Raw genomic sequence first — 20,406 nt, forward strand, 5'->3', positions numbered from 1 at the left:
TTCTAAGTTAGTTTACTCAAACATTGAGTCGAAAGTGTCCCGGCAACTGGCAAAACCGCGATGCGTCCGATTGGTATTGCGGTCGTTATAATCTAAACACTGAGTGACGGTAAACCTTGCTAGAGAATCCTCGTTTGGAAATTGTTGCTTCTTCCTGAGATTGGATTTGAAGACCTTGTTAAAAGATTCGATTAGGTTGGTTGAGTAAATACTATGACGAACGGCCTTGGGGAAAGCGTAATAGGTAAATAAATTCTCCTCTTGCGCAAGCTTCTTAAGGCTAGGATACTTTTTACCCCACTTATCGATAAAAACCGTTAAGGCTTGTTTTGCAGCTACTGCCGTAGCTGATTGGCGAACATCACGAAAGGCATCATTGATCGGCTTACGGTCACTGACCCGAACCTTGGCTGTAAAGTTACGAGCTACATGGACGAGACAACGCTGGAGCTTTGCTTTGGGAAAGTATTGTGTGACTGCATCGGTTAAGCCAATGACACCGTCGGCCACAAATAAAAGGACTTGCTGGACGCCTTGGTCTTTGATTGTTTGGAGTTGTTCCTCCCAGATAGTCTTTGATTCGGTTGGTGCGATAGTGTAGTTGAGAACTTCCTTACGTCCATTGGGACGAATGCCAATCATGATGTAGACCGCTTCGTTCTCCACCGTATCCCGCCGTAGATGCACGTAAGTCGCATCGACGTACACGACTGCGTACTTATCAGCTAACTTTCGCTGATGGAAACGTTCGACCTGTTCGGCCACATTCTGCGTAATGTTCGACATGGTGGCTGGGGTGTAATAGCTGCCGTACATCTTTTCCATCAGTTCGGCAATTTCTTTCGTCGTAATTCCCCGACGATACAGATGAATGACCATATCTTCCAGGCTGTCAGTCCGTCGCTGATAACGATCAATCGTTTGTTGCTCAAATTGACCTGCTCGGTCCCGTGGGACCTGAACGGTAATCTCACCGTATTTTGTCGTCAATTGGCGTTCATAAACACCGTTACGGTAATTAGTAGCTTGATCTGGACGTTGGTATGCCTGGTAGCCTAGGAAGGCTGTGAGTTCAGTTTTAAGCAAGCCATTAACGGCTTGCTCAACGGCCTGACGAATAATTTCACCAACATCTTCCTTTTTCGCTAGTGCTGACATGATTTCTGTGCTAAGCTCATTCATATGGGAACGTCTCCTTTGTGATTGTGGTGTAGGTACCTTTAATCATACAGGGAAGACGTTCCCTTTTCTATTACATAAATGAATCAGCGTTTACACAAGATATTTTACGCTCCCTGTGCGTGAAATGTTGGCTAAAAGCTATCTTCAAAATACGACATTGTCTGCTGATGAGATTGCCTATCTTTTAGGCTATTTGGAAGTTAATTCGTTCTTACGGGCGTTTACGCTTTGGACGGGAATCAGCCTTAGCGACTACCGGCAACAGCTTAAAGCAAACTGAAGGCAAGTGATGTGAGACTAGTGTTAGCGGGCAGCTAGGGACACTAACTTAGGATTCGCTCAATCAGAACAATTTGTAAGTGCTGGGTGGCGTTTAAGCCTAAACGGAAAATCAGCGCTAAACTTGATATCAATCAAGTTTTTGGTGCTGTCCGTTCGGTAGACTAAGGGTAAGCATCTAGAGCGATGTTAGGCAACTTCGGGAGACAATTAAGAAACTACCGGTAAAAGGTTTTCAATTTAGGAGTATCTTCAAGAAAACTTCACGTTTCCGGCAAAAAGTCCTCTGATTCGCCTGCTAAAGTGGGGGTATAGCCTTGAGAAACCCGCTTTTTTCAATTAAAAATTGAGAAAAGGTTAAAAGGTCAGTAAGTTAAGACTAATGGGTTTCATCATCGCCGATTGTGGTGTACAATGATTAACATAAATTAGCACTCAAACAAAAGAGTGCTAAATCTCAAGTACCTCATCGACAAGCACATCATTGGAGGGCGATTCTATGATCAAAATGTACTTTCACGCTAAAACAACCGCTGTCACCAAAGCAATGAAGTGGTTAGCAAATCACGATGCCATCTTTACGGCACGGGACATTAAAAAACAACCTTTAACCCGGGATGAAATTCTATACATGTTATCACTGACTGAAGACGGGACGGACGACTTGATTTCGACGCGTTCCAAAGCCTATAAGGCCTTACCTAATTCGGTCCAAGACATGGGGATGAACGAATTGGTTGAATTGTTACAGACCAATCCGGGCATCTTAAAGAACCCAATCGTGGTGGACCGCAATAAGTTAGCCACCGGTTTCGATCTGGAAACCATTCGGGAGTTTGTGCCGGCCTCTTACCGGAAGAAGGAATTGGCTAATTTCTTCAAGATTTTAAACGGGACCAAGAAGTCCCTGAACGTCTCACCAGCATAGAATAGAACAAAAAAGCGGCTACCTTATGGTAAGCCGCTTTTTTTGTGGAACGGGTTAGCTTAACGTGGCGGGACGGGCGTAGCCGACGGTGTGCCACCAGGAAACGTTGGTGGCTTCGGTGACGACACCGCGAAGTTGGGCGTCAATCATCTTGTGGTTCCCCAGGTAAATCCCGCAGTGGGTGATGTTACTGGTGCTGGTCCCAAAGAAGATCAGGTCGCCAGCCTTGGCGTTGCTAGCACTGACGTGGTCGTAGGCGTTGTATTGGGCCTGCGCCGTTCGGGGTAACGTTTGGCCAATGGCGTGGTTAAAGACGTACTTGGTGAAGCCGGAGCAGTCGAAGGAACTTGGGCCGTTACCGCCGTAGACGTACGGCTTACCTAGCTGGGCCTGGGCAACCTTTAAAATGGATGCGTAAGACCCGGTTCCCTTAGTCGTGGTGTTCGAACTGGTGTGTTGATAGCTCTTCTTTTGTAAGTAACCGTGCCAGATCCACCCCGACGCGGTTTTGCGCCCATTCGTGACGTAGTAATAAAGATACTTAACGCCATTTTTCTTGGTAATGTAGCGCTTCTTGGTGGCGTGCCACGTGGTGTGGGGGTAGTTCTTTAGGTAGTGGGTTTTCTTGCCAAAGGTCATGTTGCTGGCCGTGCCCCCGAGGTTGTAAGTCCAACCGGTCGCACTTTTACGCACGTATTGTGTATCGGACATGTTACTGGTGCTGTTAATGGTGTTCGTGGTGTTGGCGGACGCGGTTGTGGTCAGTCCCCAGACGGGTAAGAAGGCTGCCGCGGCAGCGACCGTCAGGCTAAGTTGTTTGATTTTCATCGCAATTATCCATCCCTCGTATGTAAAGTTTTAGTCGGTTGCTTGAGTACATTTCCTAAGATAGTCCTTGGGCTTTACAGAGTAATTGCGGGTAAATATCATTGCGATTACGCTTTAGGGCAGAGATGTCATATTTTAAGTTGGCGTTAAGCTAGGGGAAATTCATCACGATAGGGTCAATCTTTTGGCGGCTGCGGGGATGGTCAGTTTTCGAAGGTATCGTTTTCATAATTAACTACATATTGGGACCTTTTTGCATAAACTATGCTGAATATACATATTGAAAAAATGGATTTGATAAGTGGTGGGTTAGGAAAATTACCATTTTAATCTGAATAACGCCCACAAAATATACAGAATAACTCGGTAATTTTGCGGGGAAGCGCTAGACGGTCGTGGGAACGGAATGCTAGAGTATTAGCTATCTTTTATAAGAATTATTCGCTGGATGTGGTGAGACCACCACGTCCATTTACTCACAACAATTCCTAGGGGGAGTTATTCATGACAAGTACAATGCCACGCGCAACCGGTCGTTGGTGGTCCCAAAGTCTGACGGTGATGAGTCTAACGGCAATCTGTCTAACTGGTGGTCCGGTGGCCGCGTTAGCCGCACCCACCACAACTACGGATCAGGCCACGGCCAGCTCGGCCACGAGTCAGACACCGACAAAGGTAACCGCTTCCACTAAACCGCATTCGAAAGCCGATGAGAGCATCGACAGTTGGATGCCCAACAAGCGCTTGCAGGAGGCCGTGTTAAACGACCTCAATAAAGATAACCCAGACAAGCACTGGGCGAGTGTCGCTGAGATTACTAAAGACGATATGCAACTACTAGAAAGTTTACACGACACCCACCACGTCTATATCGACGGGCAAACCGAATACTCCTTGGAGGGGTTGCAGTACGCCACGAAGATGGAACGGCTCACGCTGGGCGGAAACCTCAATACTAACCCGATTCGGCTCAATGCCGACATTGTCGATGTGAGTCCTTTAAAGGATTTACAGAGCCTGAAGGACGTGAACCTACAGTACAATCGGCTGAAGGATGTTTCACCATTGGCGGGACTGAAGAACGTCGTCCACATGTCGTTAGGGTGGAACTACATCGAAGACTTTTCGATGCTGCCAATTCAGCAGTACACGCAGTTCACCTACATTAACCAATTTATTGAACGGCCCATGATTAACGTCAACGCCGAGACACGGCGGGCCCATTTGAAAGTGGCCTTAAAGTTTAAGGACAGCCAGCCGGTTGAACTAACCGCCCCCGAGCGGTTCGGTCGGTTAGCGGATTGGACGCCCAGTGGCGAAATCTTTCGCTCACTGTATTTTCGGGGCGGGAACGGTCAACCGGACGGCCAGGGAGGCTTGACCTACGATCAGATTGTGGACCAGGAACCCGGGCCAACGTCCTTTCCGGAGGTTAACGTGTCCCCGCTACCGGATAAATTTTACCTAATTGGCCAAGACGCGGAGCAGATCTTTAAGGTGGTTCAACCGTACAAGATCGCTCCGGCGGCAAAGTCCGTGACGGTCAAGTATCAGGACGTCAACGGGAAGTCACTCCACGATGACCTGGTCCTCGATGGGGTGGTCGGAGATGAGTACACCACGGAACAATTAGCGATTCCCGGGTACACGTTTAAGGAGGTCCAAGGCGCAGCCAAGGGGACGTTTAAAGATACCGATCAGACGGTGACCTACGTGTACACACCCGATCCGGTGGCCGGTCAGCCGGTCACGGTCAAGTATCAGGACCGAACGGGCGAAAAGCTGAGCGAGGACGTGGTTCTGACGGGAAAGGTCGGGGAACCCTACGAAGCAGAACGGTTGAAGATTGCGGGGCACGTGTGGTCAAAGGTCGAAGGTGAGGAAAAGGGGACCTTCAGCGATCAGGCGCAAACTGTGATCCAGATTTATTCGCTAATCGAAGGTGATGGTGGCACCGGTGAAGGCAATCCTGGTAATGGTGGTGGCACTGGTGGTGCTGGGGAGCCCGGTGGTGGCACCGGCGACGGTAGCCATTCCGGCCAGCAACCCGGCCCCGGGGGAGCGTCCTCGAGTTCCAGCAGTAGCTCATCTAGTAGCAGTTCATCCAGTAGCAGTTCGTCAAGTAGTAGTTCAACTAGTAGTGGACCCGCGCAGTCCAGTTCCAGTTCGCAGTCCAAGCCCCAGACGGGGACCAGTTCGGCGCCAACGACCGAGACGGAGCCCGCTCCGGTGGTGACCGGTGAACAGGACGATGACGTTACGGGAATGCCGGGTAACCTGGGGCCAGCCGGTCCGTTTGAAGGCGGCCTAAACGGTGAGACGCCGGGAATGCCGAGCCAGACGTTGACGGAAGACCTCACGCCAACTGTTTTTCCGAGCCAAGGAACCCCGGCAGCGACCGGTGACTTACCCCAGACAAATGAGCGTCACGGTCGGTTAGGCGTGTGGCTGGGTGCCGCATTGCTGACCACGCTGGGGTTAAGCTGGTGGGGGCGGCGACGGTCACATGAAGATGACTAAAATTTTTAACGTGAGGCGTTAAACCGTAGAATCTAACCGAGTGGTTGCCACTTACCTTAAAAGCGAGCATTATTCCAGCTTTAGGAATAATGCTCGCTTTTCTATGGAAATGGGAGCACCTAAATGCCCGTTAGTTCAGATCGAGTTAACGGTGGCGGGTTCCAAAAACAATATTATGTGCAAATTAATCATTTGGTTATAATTTTTTATTTAAAATAATTTCATTATTTGGTAGATTGCAAATTTAATCCGAATTTTTGGACAAATTGGTCAGCATAACCTGATACGGTGTTTGCCAGTCGAGTATTTTAAGCGGTCGCTGGTTAATTTGGAGTAACGTCGTCGTTAAATCTTGAGCACTAATGTGCTCAAAACGAGTCCCCTTAGGATAAAAATAACGTAAATTCCGATTAAAGCGTTCATTACTACCACGTTCAGCTGGCGTATAAGCATGACAGTAATAGGTCTTAATACCATATTGTGATTCAAATGATACTAGCCCACTAAACTCAGTACCACGGTCCACAGTAAAACTGTGCACCGGTCCATTAAAAGTTGTTAGGAACTTAGTCAGTGCTTCATTAACACTCGCTGTCGTTCGATCTTTTAACCGGTATGCCCAAAGGAACCGTGATTTTCGATCGATTAAAGTTAATAAAACTGCCTTACTATGCCCACGAGGACCAACGACTGTATCTAGTTCAAAATCGCCGATGCGATTACGTTGATTAATCATCATGGGACGCTGTTCAATTGATCGCCCCAAAGATTGATTATATTTGGATCGTTGGTCAACGTTACGCCGTTGGCGTACGCCATGTTCAGGTAGATCATTCAAGGAGAAATCAATTCTCCCCTGATTTAGCCAATTATAAATAGATTTAGTAGCTAGTTTAAATTCGTGAGCAATCATTCCTGGTGACCAGCTTAGACGTAAATGGTTGAGAATTTTTTGCTTTAACTCATCGCTCAGCTTAGTTTTCCGACCACATCGTGATCGCTTGTATTCGGCATCTGTTTGTGCTAATTCAGCCTGATAAGGTTGACATCGAGATAATTCATAAGAAATTGTTGACGGTGATCGGTTCAGCCGAACGCCCATTTGGATATTGGACAGCCCTAGTTCACAAAAGGTTTCGATTTTAATTCGTTCGGAATAGGTTATACTAGACAAAAGATCAGCTCCTAAAAGATGGGTTTGTGGTAAACACCATTTTAAAGGAAGCTGATCTTTTTTGTCCGAACAGCGTTCGGATTAATTTTACAATCTACCATTTATATTGAATGTTGCCGGAACTAGGCTCAAAATAAAGGAGGAATCATCTGAGGAAGGTAGGGATAACTTAGTATGGAAACTAAACAAACGCATTTTAAGATGTACAAAGATGGCCGGAAATGGGTCTTCGCTTGTGCGGTCGTTTTAGCTTTAGGGGGCAGCGCGACCGTTGCCCACGCGGACAACAACGCTAACGCTGTCAGCAACAGCTCTAGCTCAGTAGTGACGAATCAGTCGGGGACGTCGAGTGCGGACACTAAGTCTGATAGCACGTCGCAATCGTCGAGTTCAGCGGGTCAAGACACGACGGATCACTCGTCCACTACCCAAACGTCCGGGGCCGCAACCACGACCACTCAACGAACGTCAGGCATCTCGGCTTATTCGGCATCAGCAACGGACCCTGCCGCCGATGAATCGAATTCAACGAGTTCGTCGAGTACCAGCACCGCCACGGCGACTAGTCAATCAAGTCAGACGACCACTAAAGATAACACTGCCAAAGTGGCCCAACAGTTGAAAGCCAATCATCAAAAGGCACTGCAGTTTGCCCAGGCCTTGAAGCGGGTGGCGGCCAAGACGCCTAAAGCTGCCGCTGCCGTCGAACCATTAGCCGACAGTGGGATTCAAGCCGGGGGGAGCGTCTACGATGATTATCCGACCATTGAGGAGGACAACCTCTTAGGGGTGTCATCGGCCTTTCATATCTTTGCGCGGGATGCGGAGTTAAACGCCCACACTAATGGGAACGTGGCCGTTCAGAACTTAACCGGGAACGTTAACTTCGGGACGAATATCATTGAAGAACTCTTGGACAAAGATATTTCCTACATTCAAAACTTTAACAATATTGCTAGCAGCTCCTTTGTTTCCGCAGGATCGACCCGGGAAAACAAAGTGGTCTTTGGTGAAGGGGTCAACATCGACATCAGTAACCCTAACCGACCAAGTGTGAATGGGACCTATATCGATCACTTGCTAGCCGCCGAAGTGTACCAGGATCAGGTTGGCCAGACCTACATAGATTTCGACCAGGAATTCGAAAAATTACGGGCCAAGAACGCCAAATTTGCGGCCATGACCAGTGTTAAGGATTATACGGCTGCTGATTTTCCGGACCGGAATAACCGGGTGATTGACGTGACGGACATGACACCGGACGAAAACGGGCGGATCGTCATCAACCTGTCGCCGGACGTTTTGCAAGGCGATACGCCGTTGACCATTAAAGGGCTATCACCAGATGCTGATGGGGACACGATTATTATTAACGTGGATACCGGTAGCGACCCGGACTACCACATTAACTCGCAGATTAAGGTTGTTTACAGTGATGGTACCGACCGGAATAACCAAGAAACCGAAGACTTTGGGGACAACCACTTGCTGTGGAACTTCATTGACCGCTCGGCGGCAGATCAGCAATACACCGGAACTATTCACGTAGACCGGCCGTTCCAGGGGAGTGTCTTGGCACCATCCGCTACGGTGGAAGCAAACCAGAACCTGGACGGGAACATCATCGCCGATAAGGTGATCGTAAACGCCGAAACTCACCGGTGGGATCTACAAGATAACCAGAAACCCGATGTTGATGAGAACGGCGGGGGCGACGAAAACGAATTTGAAATTGCCGTGACCTTACCGGGAATTGGGGTGGAATTACCTAAGCCGGAAGAACCAGAACCGGAAGTTCCTGAACCCGAAACACCAGAACCAGAGACGCCGGGCACGGAGAATCCTGAACCCGAAACACCGGGAGTTGAAGAACCCGACGTCGAAGAGGAGAACTCGTACGGTCACCATCATGCCGACGATGAAGTGGTTGACGAGTTCGAAGACGAGTTTGCCGCGGACGTCACCGAAGCCGAACAAGAGGCGACGCTGACGAAGCTGGAAACGGCGATCGCCAAAGCAAAGGCTACCGGGGATACGACCTTAGTGGCTCGGTTAGAGGCGGTGGAACAACAGTTGTTGACGGCCATGGGTCGGAGCACCGGTGTGGGCACGGGATTGCCACAAACCGGTGAAGCGCACCATAGCGTGGCACAACTCTTAGGCTTAGCTTTAGCGGGCAGTCTGTTAGGCAGTTGGCTACTTCGGCGGAAGCGTCAAGATTAGAGTTCACGCCGAACGACTAGTTGATATTCCATGAACAGTTAACCGGTTACGCTAAAACAGCGTGAAGCAAAGAGCGCAGGCTGTGCGCCTTAACGTCAAAAGTACCCATTATTCCTGAATTTGGAATAATGGGTACTTTTGCGTGCCATGACCTAACTTGTCGTTTGGCGCAGGTGACGGTACCAGCGCAGAGCAAACTAGATGAAGCCGCGGCTAACCTTTAAAAATTGATGAGGTGGTTAGAACGTCCACCCCTTATCTACGGAGACGATGACGCCGTTGACGTAGCTGGCCTTGTTCGAGGCGAGGAACAGTGCGGTCTGGGCAATTTCATCGTAAGTTCTCGTGGCCACTTGTAGACCGCCAGCCTCTTGAGCACGCCGGACACGTAGCGGTTCAACCACGTCCGCTTGGATGTTCCCCGGGGTGATGGCGTTGGTGCGAATGCCATGAGTGGCGTACATGTAAGCCGTATTTTTGGTGAGATTCGTGATGGCCCGTTTGGAAGCCGCATAGGCGGTTTCGGCCTGATCCCCCGTGATGGCACCGATCGTGGCTACGTTGACAATCACACCGTGGTGCTGGCGCGTGAAGACGTGTAAGGCTTCACGGGTGACTAGGGTCACGCTGGCCGTATTGATGGTGGTGACCTGGTCCCAAAGCTTATCGCCAAAGGTCTCGGGGGCAATCAACCGGTTCATTGAACCGGCGTGGTTGATTAAGCCATCCAAGCGGCCGAAGTGCTGAGTAGCGGTCGTGAGTAACGTCTGAACGTCGGTAGGGTTCGTCACGTCGGCCGGAACCGCAATGGCTTCGAGGCCAGCCTGCGTCAGCTGGGTGACCGTGGTGGTGAGGGCGCTTCCCGGTAAGTCGACAGCGATGATCTTAGCGCCTTCTCGGGCAAACAGTGCGGCCGTTTGCCGTCCTATTGCTGATCCAGCTCCCGTAATTAACATGACTTGGTCTGCTAGTTGTTGACCCATAGAAAACACTCCTTTGATTAATTACTTTCATTAAACCATAGTGGCCTAAGAATGCGCTAAGCACACTGTTAAACGGGGCTAAGAGGATTATTAAAAATGCTCATAGTTGCACTAATCGATGGTTAATCTTAAAAAACATCAATGGTATTCGTGGCTTACACACAAGAAGATTGACAATTTCAAGACTAGGTGTAACAATACAAGTAACAACAGGTAACTGGAAAGGAAGTTTTGCCATGCGTTACGTAATTACCGGAGCGACGGGGCACTTGGGCCAAGCGGTGGTCCGACAGTTGGCCAAATTAGTAGATCCACAGACAATCAGGTTAGGCGTACACACCCCGGCGAAGGCGGCTAGTTTTGCGGCCCAGGGGATGACGGTGAAGGCCTTGGACTACCGCCAACCAACCACCGTTCAAGCAGTCCTTCAAGATGCCGACGTGGCGATCTATATTCCTAGCAAGAGTCACGATAGTTTTAGTCGGGTGACTGAGTTCGAACACGTCTTAAGCGCCGTGGAAGGGGCCCACGTGGGACACTTGATCGTGATGGGCTTTATTGCCGATCAAGCCGATAACCCGTTTGCGCTATCCGCCTTTTACGGTTACGTTCCGCGACGGTTGGCCCAGACGAACTTATCGTATACGATTTTACGCAACGCCCTGTACGCCGATCCGCTGGTGCCCTACCTTCCCGAATTGATCGACCGACACAACGTCATCTACCCCATGGGGGATGCGTCATTAAGCTTTATCAGCCTGGAAGAGAGTGCTGCGGCGTTCGCCAAGGTAGCGGTGACGCCAGCACTCTGGCGGCAAACCACTTACACGCTGACCCAGGAACGGTCCTACACCATGCCGGCGCTGGCGGAAGTCCTGAGCACGGTTAGTGGGCATACTATCGGGTACGCCCCGGTGACGTTGCGGCAGTTCGCTGAACTCTATAATCAAGGCAATGAGGGGCATATGCTGGCGTCGATGTACGCGGGTGGGGCCCGCGGACTCTTGGCGACGGTAACCGACGACTACCGGCGGATTATGGGGCGTCCCGCGCAAAGTCTGCCTGACTTCTTGACAGCGGCATTGCGCACGCAGGCTTAGTGGAGGTGAGCAACCATGCGGTATTCGCATAAGTTAAGTGATGCGGTGCATATTTTGGCCTACATCGACATTTATCATGATCAGAATCTTGCTAGCACGGCGATTGCGGCTAGTGTGGAATCCAATCCGGCACTGGTCCGCCGGTTGATGGTGGCTTTGCGTCGAGCCAAGCTGTTGACGACGCAACAGGGCGCTGCTCAGCCGCGGTTGACCCGCACACCAAGTGAGATCACGCTGCTAGACGTTTACCGGGCGGTGGCGGATGACGGTAATTTGTTGCACGTCGATGATAAGACCAATCCCCAATGCATCGTGGGTGGAAACATCCAGGAAACCCTGCGTGAGGCTTATCAAGAGGTCCAGCAAGCGGCGGAAGCTCAGATGGCCCAGATTACTTTGGCGACCTTGATTACACAGATTTGGGCCCGTCAGCGGCAACGGGAAGCGGCGGAGCGTTAATTTGAAAATTTGTTACAGAAAGTGGCCACCGCGGCGTGAACGGGGTGGCCATTTTTATGTCCATAAGAATTGTTTTGGTGAGAAATTAATCTATAAAAAAACAATTTTATAAACATACTATGTGCTAAACTGAATTGTGAATAGGATTAGTTCTTGAGGATATCAGGACAGGGGTGGATGAGGATGAAAGGATTGACGCCGAAACGCCAGTCTGAGTTGCGTCGCAGCAACCAGAAGACACATTTTAAACTCTATAAGGCAGGTACAAAGTGGGTGACCGCAGCCATTTCAGCAATCGGGGGGTTGCTGGGAATTGGGTTGACCACCACGATAACGGCTGCAGCCAACAGTAATGTGGGGGTCGCGCAGGAAGTTGATACTAATGAGGTTGCGGCCACACAGGCTAAGGGGACCATTCCCGCAACGTCGGAATCTACGGCATCTACCAGTGAGTCGGCCTCGGTCTCAACGGCTATCTCCCAGGGATCGGTCGCTTCGGGGAGTACGGCACGGCGGTCCTTGGCGGATCGGGATAGTGCGGTCAACGATTCACAAACAGCCGCGAGTGTCAGCCAACGTCAAGCAGCTGATACCAGCGAATATCAGGTCTATTCGACTGCCAAAGCGTCCACGACAGCGGCCCAGCACTCACTCAGTTTGCAAGAAATTTCGGCGTCGGTGGATAGTTTACAAGCGAACACTTCGGTGACCGACCAGCAGGTGTCGGCGGTGTCTGAAGCGGAAAGCAGCCTGAGTGATGCGTCGAGCGCTATTTCCCAATCGCTGAGTGAGTCCGTCGAGCGCCAACAGCTGGTCGACCAGTCTACCTCTAAATCGGAATCATTAGCGGAATTAAGCGCGCAGGCGGCGTCAAAGCGGGCGGCCAGTGCGGCCGACGATTCCGTTTCGCAGGCGTCAATGAGTACGGCGTCGTTTAGCCAGCAGGAAAGTTTGGTTGGCTCTGTGAGTGGCTCATTGTCGACGGTGGAAGTAGCGTCGATGAGTACCATTGCGGATGCGTCGGCGTCGATTAATAGTCAGAATCTCGCTTACGCATCGGCCTCCCAGGAAATTGTCGATCGGACCAGTATCGTGGATTCTGAATTTGAAGACTCGATGGCTTCGGTTAAAAGCATGTATGATAACCTAGCGTCGGTTTTTAATCAGTCGTTTGCGGATAGCGAATTATACGATGATTCGGCCGAATTAGCGTCACGGGTATCGGCGATTGGCAGTGCTGCAACGGTCAACGCCGCCGTTAGAACGTCCGTTGCGCAAACGGCGGCGGCTAACGAAAGCCGCTATTCGGCGATTGTCGCGGCGGCTGCGTCAGTGTCCACGGCGTTAGGGTCGGTCGCCACGTCCGTCTCGTTGGTCAGTCTCAGTGCTTGGTCGCAATCGGAGGGGAGCCGTGAAGCCGCCGTCTCCACGTTTGAAGCTAGTTTATCCGGTGATTCACGTCAGGTCACCCGGCAGCTGTCCATGGTTTCGGCCAGTGAGGCTAGTATGAGTGATCTGTTGGCGGCAGATAGCGCTGCTTCGTTGAGCCTTCGCGTGGTATCGGCGAACCAGGGGGCTTCTACCGCGGCTGAACAGTTAACCAGTGTACAAGCCGATCGCCAGGAAGCCGGTCGTGAAGCCGCTTCGTTGAGTACGGCCGAAGGAAGCTTGAGTCAACGGGTGAGCCGAGACCAAAGTCAATGGTCCGTCACCCTAGATTCGCAATCACTGGCCTCAGCTAGTGGGGATCAAAGTTTATCGGTAAAGTCGGCGTCGATTTCAGAAATTGTTGCGGAGCGGACGTCGGGGCAGTTGGCCTCACAGGTGGCGTCCACGTCAACCGTCTACGCCAATCAAACGAGTAGTTTGGCCGCTCAATCGACTCAGCTAGCGAGTGTGGCTTCGGGAGCCTCACTGTCCGTTTCCATATTTGGCCTTGCCTCACAGTCGATTGCCAACGAATTGTCGACGGCCTCGGCGAGCCTGGTCAGTCTGGCCTCGACCATGGGAACGTTAGCGGATAACCCGTCGCGTTCATTGATTAGCTTAATCGATGGGTCGACAACTTTTACTGCCAGTCTAACCAGTACCACTTCTGCGTACCAGTCAGGCTTGATGAGCCTGAGTGCGCAATCCTTAGCGGCCGCAGCGGAATCATTGTCGGTGGTGTCCCTGTCATTAGTGAGTCAGCAACGGGCCTCACAATCAGTTCAGCAATTAGCTGACGAGGTCGCCAGCCGAACCGCTAGTTTGGCAACCCGCAAAGCGTCCTTGACTAACGCGGTGACTTCCGTGATTGCAGCTGAAACCAGTGCAAGTACAGCGAGCGCGTCGGCGTTGCAGCGCGAGCAGTCACTCTCGGCCAGTCAGTGGGCGGCTAGCCAGGCTTCCGTTAGTGCTAACGAGGATAGCGTGGCGTCGGTCAACCAGGTCGCCTCGGTAACCGCGAAAACGGCTGCTAGTGTGGCGAAAACCATTAGCGAGACTAGTCAGGGGGATGCCAGTGTTTCCGCATCCGAAGTCAGCTTGGCACAACGGATTAGCCAAGATCAAAGCCAATGGTCTGTCACGGAAGATTCGACGGCGATTCGGTCGGAGAGTCTTAAGCGCAGTCAAGCAATGGTCTCGGAGTCGACGCGGGTAAGTCAACGAACATCTATGGCCAATAGTCAGTCGACCAAGTTGGCGGAGCAGTCGCAGTCAAATGCCAAGTCCTTGGAAAGCTTGGGACAACAATCAACGAGTGCGTTAACGGCGGCATCCGCTATTTCGACCGCCGTAGCCAGTCTGACGAAGACCAGTCAGGCGGTACAATCCTTACAAGAGTCGTTGACATCATTGAGTGAACCGGATCGGGCCCAATCTGAAGCCCTAGATAGCCTGGCTGAGCAACAACAGAGTGTCGTTACGGCCCAGTCGCAGTATTCAACATCTTTGACTAGGGTCTGTCTTAAAACTCGATCACCGATTTAAGTGATCATCCATTACCCTTTACTGAAAAGAATCCAGTTTATTTATTGTTATAACTCGTATAAGCTGGAGGGCCAGTCAGAAGTGGGCTCAGGGGTGAAATTTGTGTTGGCCGGTGTCCTTTGCCGGCCTAGACAAAGGTCGGTCTTCAAGACCTGGGCTATGGGCTTGAAGCCGTGCCCACCCCGTTCCAGCCCGTTTCTGACTGGCCCGGAGGCGCTGAATACTCAAAATTAGTCTTTTAAGACAGGCCCTAGTTTGAGTGAGGTTTCGGTGGCGGCATCGGTCACGTCAATTTCGCTGGCCTCGCTGTCTGTGGTCAGCGAACAACAGCAGTCAAATTCTGTGTTGAGCTTAGCTCGTGAGGCGTCGGCGAGTGCTGCCAGTTTGTCGGCCCGTGAGGCCTCGTTAGCTAGCGCTGGTGCCTCGGTTTCATTGGCGGAGGCCAGTGCAAGTGCCGCGTCAACGCTGAGGTCACAAGAGGCATCAACGTCTAAAAGCAAATCTTTATCGCAAAGCCTTTCAGTTTCACAAAGTACATCGACTAGTGTTTCGCAGTCGGAATCGGCAGAAAAATCGTTATCTGAAAGTGCGAAATCGCAATCACTGAGTGAATCAACCAGCGTTTCGGAATCGGAAAGTCTCTCGGAGTCGCAATCGTTAAGTACATCGACTAGTGTTTCGCAATCAGAATCAACAGAAAAATCATTATCCGAAAGTGCATCACAGTCAGAATCAGAGTCGTTATCCGAAAGTGCATCACAGTCAGAATCAGAGTCGTTATCCGAAAGTGTTTCACGGTCAGAATCAGTGAAAAAATCGCTATCTGAAAGCCTCTCGACATCGCAGTCGCTAAGCACATCGACTAGTGTTTCGCAATCAGAATCGTTGTCGGCAAGTTTGAAGTCACAAAGCCTCTCAGAGTCGCAGTCGGTAAGCACATCGACCAGTGTTTCAGAATCGGAATCGTTATCTGAAAGTGTAAAGTCGCAAAGTCTCTCAACGTCGCAGTCGCTAAGCACATCGACTAGTGTTTCGCAGTCAGAATCGTTGTCGGCAAGTTTGAAGTCGCAAAGTCTCTCGGAGTCACAGTCGCTAAGTACGTCAACTAGTGTTTCACAATCAGAATCAATATCGGAAAGTGCGAAGTCAGAAAGTCTTTCGACATCGCAGTCGGTAAGCACATCGACCAGTGTTTCAGAATCGGAATCGTTATCCGAAAGTGCAAAGTCGCAAAGTCTCTCGGAGTCACAGTCGCTAAGTACATCGACCAGCGTTTCGCAATCAGAATCGTTGTCGGCAAGTTTGAAGTCACAAAGTCTCTCGACATCGCAGTCACTAAGTGCGTCAGCTAGTGTTTCAGAATTGGAATCGTTATCCGAAAGTGCAAAGTCGCAAAGTCTCTCGGAGTCACAGTCGTTAAGTACATCGACCAGCGTTTCGCAATCAGAATCGTTGTCGGCAAGTTTGAAGTCACAAAGTCTCTCGACATCGCAGTCACTAAGTGCGTCAGCTAGTGCTTCAGAATCGGAGTCGTTATCTGAAAGTGCAAGGTCGCAAAGTCTCTCAACGTCACAGTCATTAAGCACGTCAACTAGCGTTTCGCAATCGGAATCAATGTCTGAAAGTCTTTCGACATCGCAGTCGGTAAGCACATCGACCAGTGTTTCAGAATCGGAGTCGTTATCCGAAAGTGTTGCAAAGTCTGAAAGTCTCTCAGAGTCGCAATCGTTAAGTGCATCGACTAGCGTTTCGCAATTCAAATCAGTGGAAAAATCACTATCTGAAAGTGTGTCACAGTCGGAATCAATGTCGGAAAGTGCGAAGTCAGAAAGTCTCTCGACATCGCAGTCGCTAAGCACGTCGACTAGTGTTTCGGAATCGGAGTCATTATCCGAAAGTGCCTCCCGGTCGAAATCATTAGCGGAAAGTCTAAAATCGCAGAGTCTGGTCTCGCAATCGGAGTCGACGTCACGCAGCTTGGCCTCGATGGAGAGTAGGTCGTTGCAATCCGAATCGATTGCTCAGAGTAAGGCCAGCGCAGCCAGTCTTTCCGCATCAATTAGCTCTTCACAAGTAGTGTCCACGTCGCAAAGTTTAAGCGCGAGTGCTGCAGTGGTGGCGAGTCAGAGCCTATCACGGCAACAGAGTCAGTCGCAATCACGAAGCCGCAGCGTGGCAATTTCTCTAGAGCTGAGTCAGTCAATTGCGCAGAGTGAAGCTCAGTTTTCGACGGCAACGAGTCAGAGTCAAAATCAGGTCACTCGGCCAATTGGGGCGCCGACCGCTTCTTTGAAAGAAGGTAGTGCGCTAGCGCGGCCAACTCGTTTCAAGCGATTCAGTGTGAATAGTGATAAGAAGATTGGCCTGTATCGTAAACCGACCTTTACTAAGGGCAATCGGATCAGATGGTACGCGAAGCAGCCACGGTCGCGGCAACCCCAGTTTGTCGTCATCGGGGTGACCACGTCTAAACATGGTGTTCTCCGCTACCGGGTCAAGGACGTGAACCACCACTCGAAGACGTACGGAACGACCGGTTACGTGACGGCACGACGAGCATTTGTTAAACGAACCTACCATGTTCAGCGCCCCCAACTGATTACGGTGTTAAATCCGCAGGGAATCGATAGTTACCGGACGGCTAAACTGAAAGGAAAGGTCACGCACTATCGCCAGGGGCAACAGCTGAAGGTTCAACGGGTCGTCAAGCATCACCTGACTACCCGTTATCAGTTAACTAACGGTCGCTACGTGACGGCCAATAAGCAATTGGTTTATGCCGGCCGATTGAAATATCCACGACGCATCACCGTTAGGTACGGCGCAAACCTGTATCGGGACGTAAACTTCCACGCCCGGGCCGGCCAGCACTATGTTGGCCACCAAACCGTGCGAGTTTTGGGGTGGAACTATAGTGATCATGGCACACTCCGTTACCGAATTTCTGGCGGTTACGTGACGGCTAACCAACGTTACGTCAGCGCTACAACGCAGCATCTTTTGGCGGGAGAACGCCTATTGTAATCACCTGATAAAAAATGGCCACTCGGCGTAAACTGAGTGACCATTTTTATAGCCATAAGGGCAATTTTGGTGGGGAAATAATGTTGGTAAATATAATTTTAGTGATATTAGGTGTGCTAGACTAAGGGTGAAAACTGGTTAAGGTCAATCGATGGAGGCGGTAACAATGAGTGGATTAACTCCTAAACAACAAAGTGTCTTGCGTTGCAATCAGCCACAAACCCATAAATTGGGACCCAAGTGGGCCGCCGCAACGCTTTCCGTACTGGACAGCTTACTGAACTGGGGGTCGACCGGTTCGGAAGCACCCAATGGTGATGCTCTTAAGGGGGAGATCACCCGGTCAATCGATTGCCAGGAAGTGGCGGCCATGCAGCCGAAGGGGACCATTCCCGCCGAAGCCACCTTGGTCGCGGCGAGTCGGACTAAGCGAGTCAAGGCGGCGGTCCGGACCAACGCGACGATCAAGCGGACCAGAGTGCGGGTTAACCGTAGTTCCCTTTCGTAAGCTCAATAAACTAATAAATTATAATCTAAAACAGCGTTCGTTGCCGATTGGGGCAGCGAACGCTGTTTGCGCTTTACGGTTAATTAATGGAATTCGTCTTCGGCCATCTTGGCAAGTAAGTCGCGAGATGGGACGAAGAAGGCTTGGCCGGATAACAGCTTGGAGAAGGACAACAGGTAGTCCCCCTTTTCGACCATGTTGGTCAGCATTCCCTTGGTGACCTTCCAGTGCCGGGCGTAACCGATGAAGTAGGTTCCGGTGTTTCCGCCAGCCGGGTTGGAGTAAGGAACGTTCATCCGTACGATTTTTTGTTCGACACCGTTTTCGGTAAACTTAGACGCCACGTTATGGGCGTTTTTGAATTTATCGGCGTCGTCGAGTTCGTAATCGCTGAACTTTTCTCGTCCCACGGCTTTTTCTTGTTCTTCGGTCTTGAGGTGATTCCAGACGGGCATGTCGTGTTGCCACTTCTGCGCGAAGGCGTAGGACCCGTTTTCAAAAGTCGGGTCTTCGTCGCCGACTAACGCGTAGTCCGCGGCGTCTTCGATGGCTGGCGCTTCGGTCCCGTCGATGAAGCCGATGATGGCCCGGCCTTCAAAGTAACGGAAGCCCTGGGTTTCGTCGACCACGGTGGTCACGTCTTCCAATACGCGCCGGAATTGGGTCTGCGCTTCGTAGACCACGGCGTTGTCACTAGCCCGGATGTGCAAGAACAGGTCGCCTTCGGAAGCGGGCATCTCGTACTTCGGTCCTTTCAAGGTGGTGAAGGTTTCCAGTTCGGCTGGCTTGGGGGCGTCTGGGAACAGATAGTCCCAAGCAGCGTTGCTGATTCCGATAGCAACTTTGAGCTGTGAGCCGGTCTCCGGCTTAGCATCCCGAATCTTCAACGACCGAACAATGGCTTGTGAGCGGTCGGCGAACTCTTGGAAGACTTCGCGTTCGTGTTGTGGATCTTGACGATTAAACTTTAAAACGGTGAATTGAACGTGTTCCCCGGCATCTTCCCAGACATCTTGGGCGCGGCGTGGATCGATTGACATGTTAAATCCCTCCAGTTTGCTTAATTAGCTTCAGCGTACAAAAGCGCTGAAGGATAGTCAACAGATAAGGTGTGGGCGGCCGTAATTAATTAATCATTTGATAAACAATTAATTAATTCGGCACATTTTCGTGGTCTAAAATCTCGACATCTTCGCCGTGCGCTTGGCGGCGTTCGACATTGTCCTCACCCCATAAGCAAAGCTCATGTAAGATTTGCACCAGCGTTTCGCCGTAAGGGGACAGGGCGTATTCCACCTTGGGAGGGACCTGTTTGAAGACCTGACGGGTGATGATGCCGTCGTGTTCCAGTTCACGGAGTTGCTGAGTCAGCATCTTCTGAGAAATCTGGGGAATCGCCCGGGACAGTTCGCCGGTGCGCATGGTTTGGTGACGTAAATGACATAAGATTACGGTTTTCCACTTACCACCGATAACATCGATGGTGGCTTCAACGCCAATATGATAGGTTTTTGCGGGCATGGTAACCCCTCCTTGTAAGCGTTAAGTCTTAGTATAGCACGGGCCTAGGCGCTGAGGACCCTTTCGAGGGCCAACACCAGATAGTGGGCCTGCTGGTCGTCGTCCCAGTCGCGGTCGGGAAAGAGAATGTAACGGTCGATCACGTAGCCGCCCAACACGGACATGATGTGACGAAAAACGATGGGGAAGGGCCAGTTGACCATTAAGCCGCGGCGTTGGAAATCGGCAATCACCGTTTTAAAGGTGTTGACGAAGCTGGCGGGGGCGTTGGCGATAAATTCGACGCGCAGGTCTTCATTATAAAGAAGTTCGCTCAGAAAGACCTTGATGGCGTCTTGATTTTCGGCGGCAAAGGCCATCCGGTTACGCACGAAAAATTCCAGAAAGTCGTGTAGGTTGGTCATGGGCTGTTGTAGGGTTTCTTGTTTTAATTCGTCCAAGATATCGGGAATGATTTGGTGAATGATGGGGTCCAACGCGATGCGCAGAATATTGGCCTTGGACTTAAAGTGTTTGAACATGGTCCCTTCGGATTGATGGGCCGCCACGGCAATTTGGTGCGTACTGGTGTTGGCGTACCCCTGTTTGGCGAAGAGCTGGATACTGGTGATTAAGACGTCTTTTTGTTTTTGGGTGAGGTCCTTGGTGGCGTTAACCGCCGCGGGAAACTCAGCAAGGATTTTTTTATTGGGCATGGAAATCGC

The 20,406-nt window shown here is 50.8% G+C and carries 17 protein-coding genes; 9 read left to right on the forward strand and 8 right to left on the reverse strand.

Annotation, left to right across the window (positions count from 1 at the left end; translation table 11 throughout):
* Window positions 1-12 precede the first annotated feature (12 nt).
* Window positions 13-1,182 carry an IS256 family transposase gene (locus RI501_RS03060; protein ID WP_313819991.1) on the reverse strand — a complete coding sequence of 390 codons (1,170 nt, stop codon included), beginning with the start codon at window positions 1,180-1,182 and terminating at the stop codon, window positions 13-15.
* A gap of 124 nt (window positions 1,183-1,306) precedes the next feature.
* Between RI501_RS03060 and RI501_RS03065 the strand changes: the two genes are divergently transcribed.
* A complete protein-coding gene (locus tag RI501_RS03065) occupies window positions 1,307-1,462 on the forward strand; it encodes a helix-turn-helix domain-containing protein (protein WP_313823122.1) in 156 nt (51 codons plus the stop codon).
* A 498-nt stretch (window positions 1,463-1,960) separates the two neighbouring features.
* Window positions 1,961-2,389 carry a Spx/MgsR family RNA polymerase-binding regulatory protein gene (locus RI501_RS03070; RefSeq protein WP_057733755.1) on the forward strand — a complete coding sequence of 143 codons (429 nt, stop codon included), beginning with the start codon at window positions 1,961-1,963 and terminating at the stop codon, window positions 2,387-2,389.
* 54 nt (window positions 2,390-2,443) lie between these two features.
* Here RI501_RS03070 and RI501_RS03075 read toward each other — a convergent pair whose 3' ends face one another.
* The gene (locus tag RI501_RS03075; protein WP_313820304.1) at window positions 2,444-3,217 is read right to left on the reverse strand and encodes a C40 family peptidase; all 774 of its coding nucleotides are present in this window, start codon (window positions 3,215-3,217) and stop codon (window positions 2,444-2,446) included.
* A 504-nt stretch (window positions 3,218-3,721) separates the two neighbouring features.
* Here RI501_RS03075 and RI501_RS03080 point away from each other — a divergent pair.
* Window positions 3,722-5,737 carry a MucBP domain-containing protein gene (locus tag RI501_RS03080; protein WP_313820305.1) on the forward strand — a complete coding sequence of 672 codons (2,016 nt, stop codon included), beginning with the start codon at window positions 3,722-3,724 and terminating at the stop codon, window positions 5,735-5,737.
* A gap of 244 nt (window positions 5,738-5,981) precedes the next feature.
* Here RI501_RS03080 and RI501_RS03085 read toward each other — a convergent pair whose 3' ends face one another.
* The gene (locus tag RI501_RS03085) at window positions 5,982-6,911 is read right to left on the reverse strand and encodes an IS30-like element ISLpl1 family transposase (RefSeq protein WP_313819825.1); all 930 of its coding nucleotides are present in this window, start codon (window positions 6,909-6,911) and stop codon (window positions 5,982-5,984) included.
* Between the two features lie 174 nt (window positions 6,912-7,085).
* On the opposite strand from RI501_RS03085, the gene RI501_RS03090 reads away from it, so the two are divergent.
* Complete coding sequence (locus RI501_RS03090) at window positions 7,086-9,134, forward strand: collagen-binding domain-containing protein (RefSeq protein WP_313820306.1); 2,049 nt, start codon at window positions 7,086-7,088, stop codon at window positions 9,132-9,134.
* A gap of 239 nt (window positions 9,135-9,373) precedes the next feature.
* On the opposite strand, the gene RI501_RS03095 is transcribed toward RI501_RS03090, so the two are convergent.
* Complete coding sequence (locus RI501_RS03095) at window positions 9,374-10,117, reverse strand: SDR family oxidoreductase (RefSeq protein ID WP_313820307.1); 744 nt, start codon at window positions 10,115-10,117, stop codon at window positions 9,374-9,376.
* A gap of 236 nt (window positions 10,118-10,353) precedes the next feature.
* Between RI501_RS03095 and RI501_RS03100 the strand changes: the two genes are divergently transcribed.
* From RI501_RS03100 to RI501_RS03110, 3 genes are all read left to right on the forward strand, one after another.
* Window positions 10,354-11,217 (forward strand): SDR family oxidoreductase, encoded by an 864-nt coding sequence (locus RI501_RS03100; RefSeq protein ID WP_313820308.1) that lies wholly within the window; start codon window positions 10,354-10,356, stop codon window positions 11,215-11,217.
* 15 nt (window positions 11,218-11,232) lie between these two features.
* Window positions 11,233-11,676: an Rrf2 family transcriptional regulator gene (locus tag RI501_RS03105; protein WP_313820309.1), complete on the forward strand. Its 444-nt coding sequence runs from the start codon at window positions 11,233-11,235 to the stop codon at window positions 11,674-11,676.
* A gap of 183 nt (window positions 11,677-11,859) precedes the next feature.
* The gene (locus tag RI501_RS03110) at window positions 11,860-14,649 is read left to right on the forward strand and encodes a KxYKxGKxW signal peptide domain-containing protein (protein WP_313820310.1); all 2,790 of its coding nucleotides are present in this window, start codon (window positions 11,860-11,862) and stop codon (window positions 14,647-14,649) included.
* Window positions 14,650-14,879: 230 nt separating this feature from the next.
* On the opposite strand, the gene RI501_RS03115 is transcribed toward RI501_RS03110, so the two are convergent.
* On the reverse strand, window positions 14,880-16,508 hold the full coding sequence (locus RI501_RS03115; RefSeq protein WP_313820311.1) for a hypothetical protein: 1,629 nt from the start codon (window positions 16,506-16,508) through the stop codon (window positions 14,880-14,882).
* 142 nt (window positions 16,509-16,650) lie between these two features.
* Here RI501_RS03115 and RI501_RS03120 point away from each other — a divergent pair, with 142 nt between their 5' ends.
* Both RI501_RS03120 and RI501_RS03125 read left to right on the forward strand, forming a co-directional pair.
* Window positions 16,651-17,673 (forward strand): DUF5776 domain-containing protein, encoded by a 1,023-nt coding sequence (locus RI501_RS03120; RefSeq protein ID WP_313820312.1) that lies wholly within the window; start codon window positions 16,651-16,653, stop codon window positions 17,671-17,673.
* 166 nt (window positions 17,674-17,839) lie between these two features.
* Window positions 17,840-18,181: a hypothetical protein gene (locus tag RI501_RS03125; RefSeq protein ID WP_313820313.1), complete on the forward strand. Its 342-nt coding sequence runs from the start codon at window positions 17,840-17,842 to the stop codon at window positions 18,179-18,181.
* A gap of 83 nt (window positions 18,182-18,264) precedes the next feature.
* Here the strand turns inward: RI501_RS03125 and RI501_RS03130 are convergent, their stop codons facing one another.
* The 3 genes from RI501_RS03130 to RI501_RS03140 all read right to left on the reverse strand — a co-directional run bounded on the left by RI501_RS03130 (window position 18,265) and on the right by RI501_RS03140 (window position 20,397).
* Complete coding sequence (locus tag RI501_RS03130) at window positions 18,265-19,221, reverse strand: Dyp-type peroxidase (RefSeq protein WP_313820314.1); 957 nt, start codon at window positions 19,219-19,221, stop codon at window positions 18,265-18,267.
* A 112-nt stretch (window positions 19,222-19,333) separates the two neighbouring features.
* Window positions 19,334-19,702 carry a winged helix-turn-helix transcriptional regulator gene (locus RI501_RS03135; protein ID WP_313820315.1) on the reverse strand — a complete coding sequence of 123 codons (369 nt, stop codon included), beginning with the start codon at window positions 19,700-19,702 and terminating at the stop codon, window positions 19,334-19,336.
* A gap of 44 nt (window positions 19,703-19,746) precedes the next feature.
* Window positions 19,747-20,397, reverse strand: a complete 651-nt coding sequence (locus RI501_RS03140; RefSeq protein WP_313820316.1) for a TetR/AcrR family transcriptional regulator — start codon at window positions 20,395-20,397, stop codon at window positions 19,747-19,749.
* Window positions 20,398-20,406 lie beyond the last annotated feature (9 nt).

The organism is Levilactobacillus zymae, from assembly GCF_032190635.1.
GTDB lineage: Bacteria > Bacillota > Bacilli > Lactobacillales > Lactobacillaceae > Levilactobacillus > Levilactobacillus zymae_A.

Coding starts and splice junctions, on each gene's coding strand:
- RI501_RS03125 (WP_313820313.1), top strand. CDS start 17,840: ATGAGTGGATTAACTCCTAAACAACAAAGTGTCTTGCGTTGCAATCAG.
- RI501_RS03070 (WP_057733755.1), top strand. CDS start 1,961: ATGATCAAAATGTACTTTCACGCTAAAACAACCGCTGTCACCAAAGCA.
- RI501_RS03075 (WP_313820304.1), bottom strand. CDS start 3,217: ATGAAAATCAAACAACTTAGCCTGACGGTCGCTGCCGCGGCAGCCTTC.
- RI501_RS03140 (WP_313820316.1), bottom strand. CDS start 20,397: ATGCCCAATAAAAAAATCCTTGCTGAGTTTCCCGCGGCGGTTAACGCC.
- RI501_RS03100 (WP_313820308.1), top strand. CDS start 10,354: ATGCGTTACGTAATTACCGGAGCGACGGGGCACTTGGGCCAAGCGGTG.
- RI501_RS03060 (WP_313819991.1), bottom strand. CDS start 1,182: ATGAATGAGCTTAGCACAGAAATCATGTCAGCACTAGCGAAAAAGGAA.
- RI501_RS03095 (WP_313820307.1), bottom strand. CDS start 10,117: ATGGGTCAACAACTAGCAGACCAAGTCATGTTAATTACGGGAGCTGGA.
- RI501_RS03065 (WP_313823122.1), top strand. CDS start 1,307: ATGTTGGCTAAAAGCTATCTTCAAAATACGACATTGTCTGCTGATGAG.
- RI501_RS03110 (WP_313820310.1), top strand. CDS start 11,860: ATGAAAGGATTGACGCCGAAACGCCAGTCTGAGTTGCGTCGCAGCAAC.
- RI501_RS03130 (WP_313820314.1), bottom strand. CDS start 19,221: ATGTCAATCGATCCACGCCGCGCCCAAGATGTCTGGGAAGATGCCGGG.
- RI501_RS03090 (WP_313820306.1), top strand. CDS start 7,086: ATGGAAACTAAACAAACGCATTTTAAGATGTACAAAGATGGCCGGAAA.
- RI501_RS03080 (WP_313820305.1), top strand. CDS start 3,722: ATGACAAGTACAATGCCACGCGCAACCGGTCGTTGGTGGTCCCAAAGT.
- RI501_RS03105 (WP_313820309.1), top strand. CDS start 11,233: ATGCGGTATTCGCATAAGTTAAGTGATGCGGTGCATATTTTGGCCTAC.
- RI501_RS03135 (WP_313820315.1), bottom strand. CDS start 19,702: ATGCCCGCAAAAACCTATCATATTGGCGTTGAAGCCACCATCGATGTT.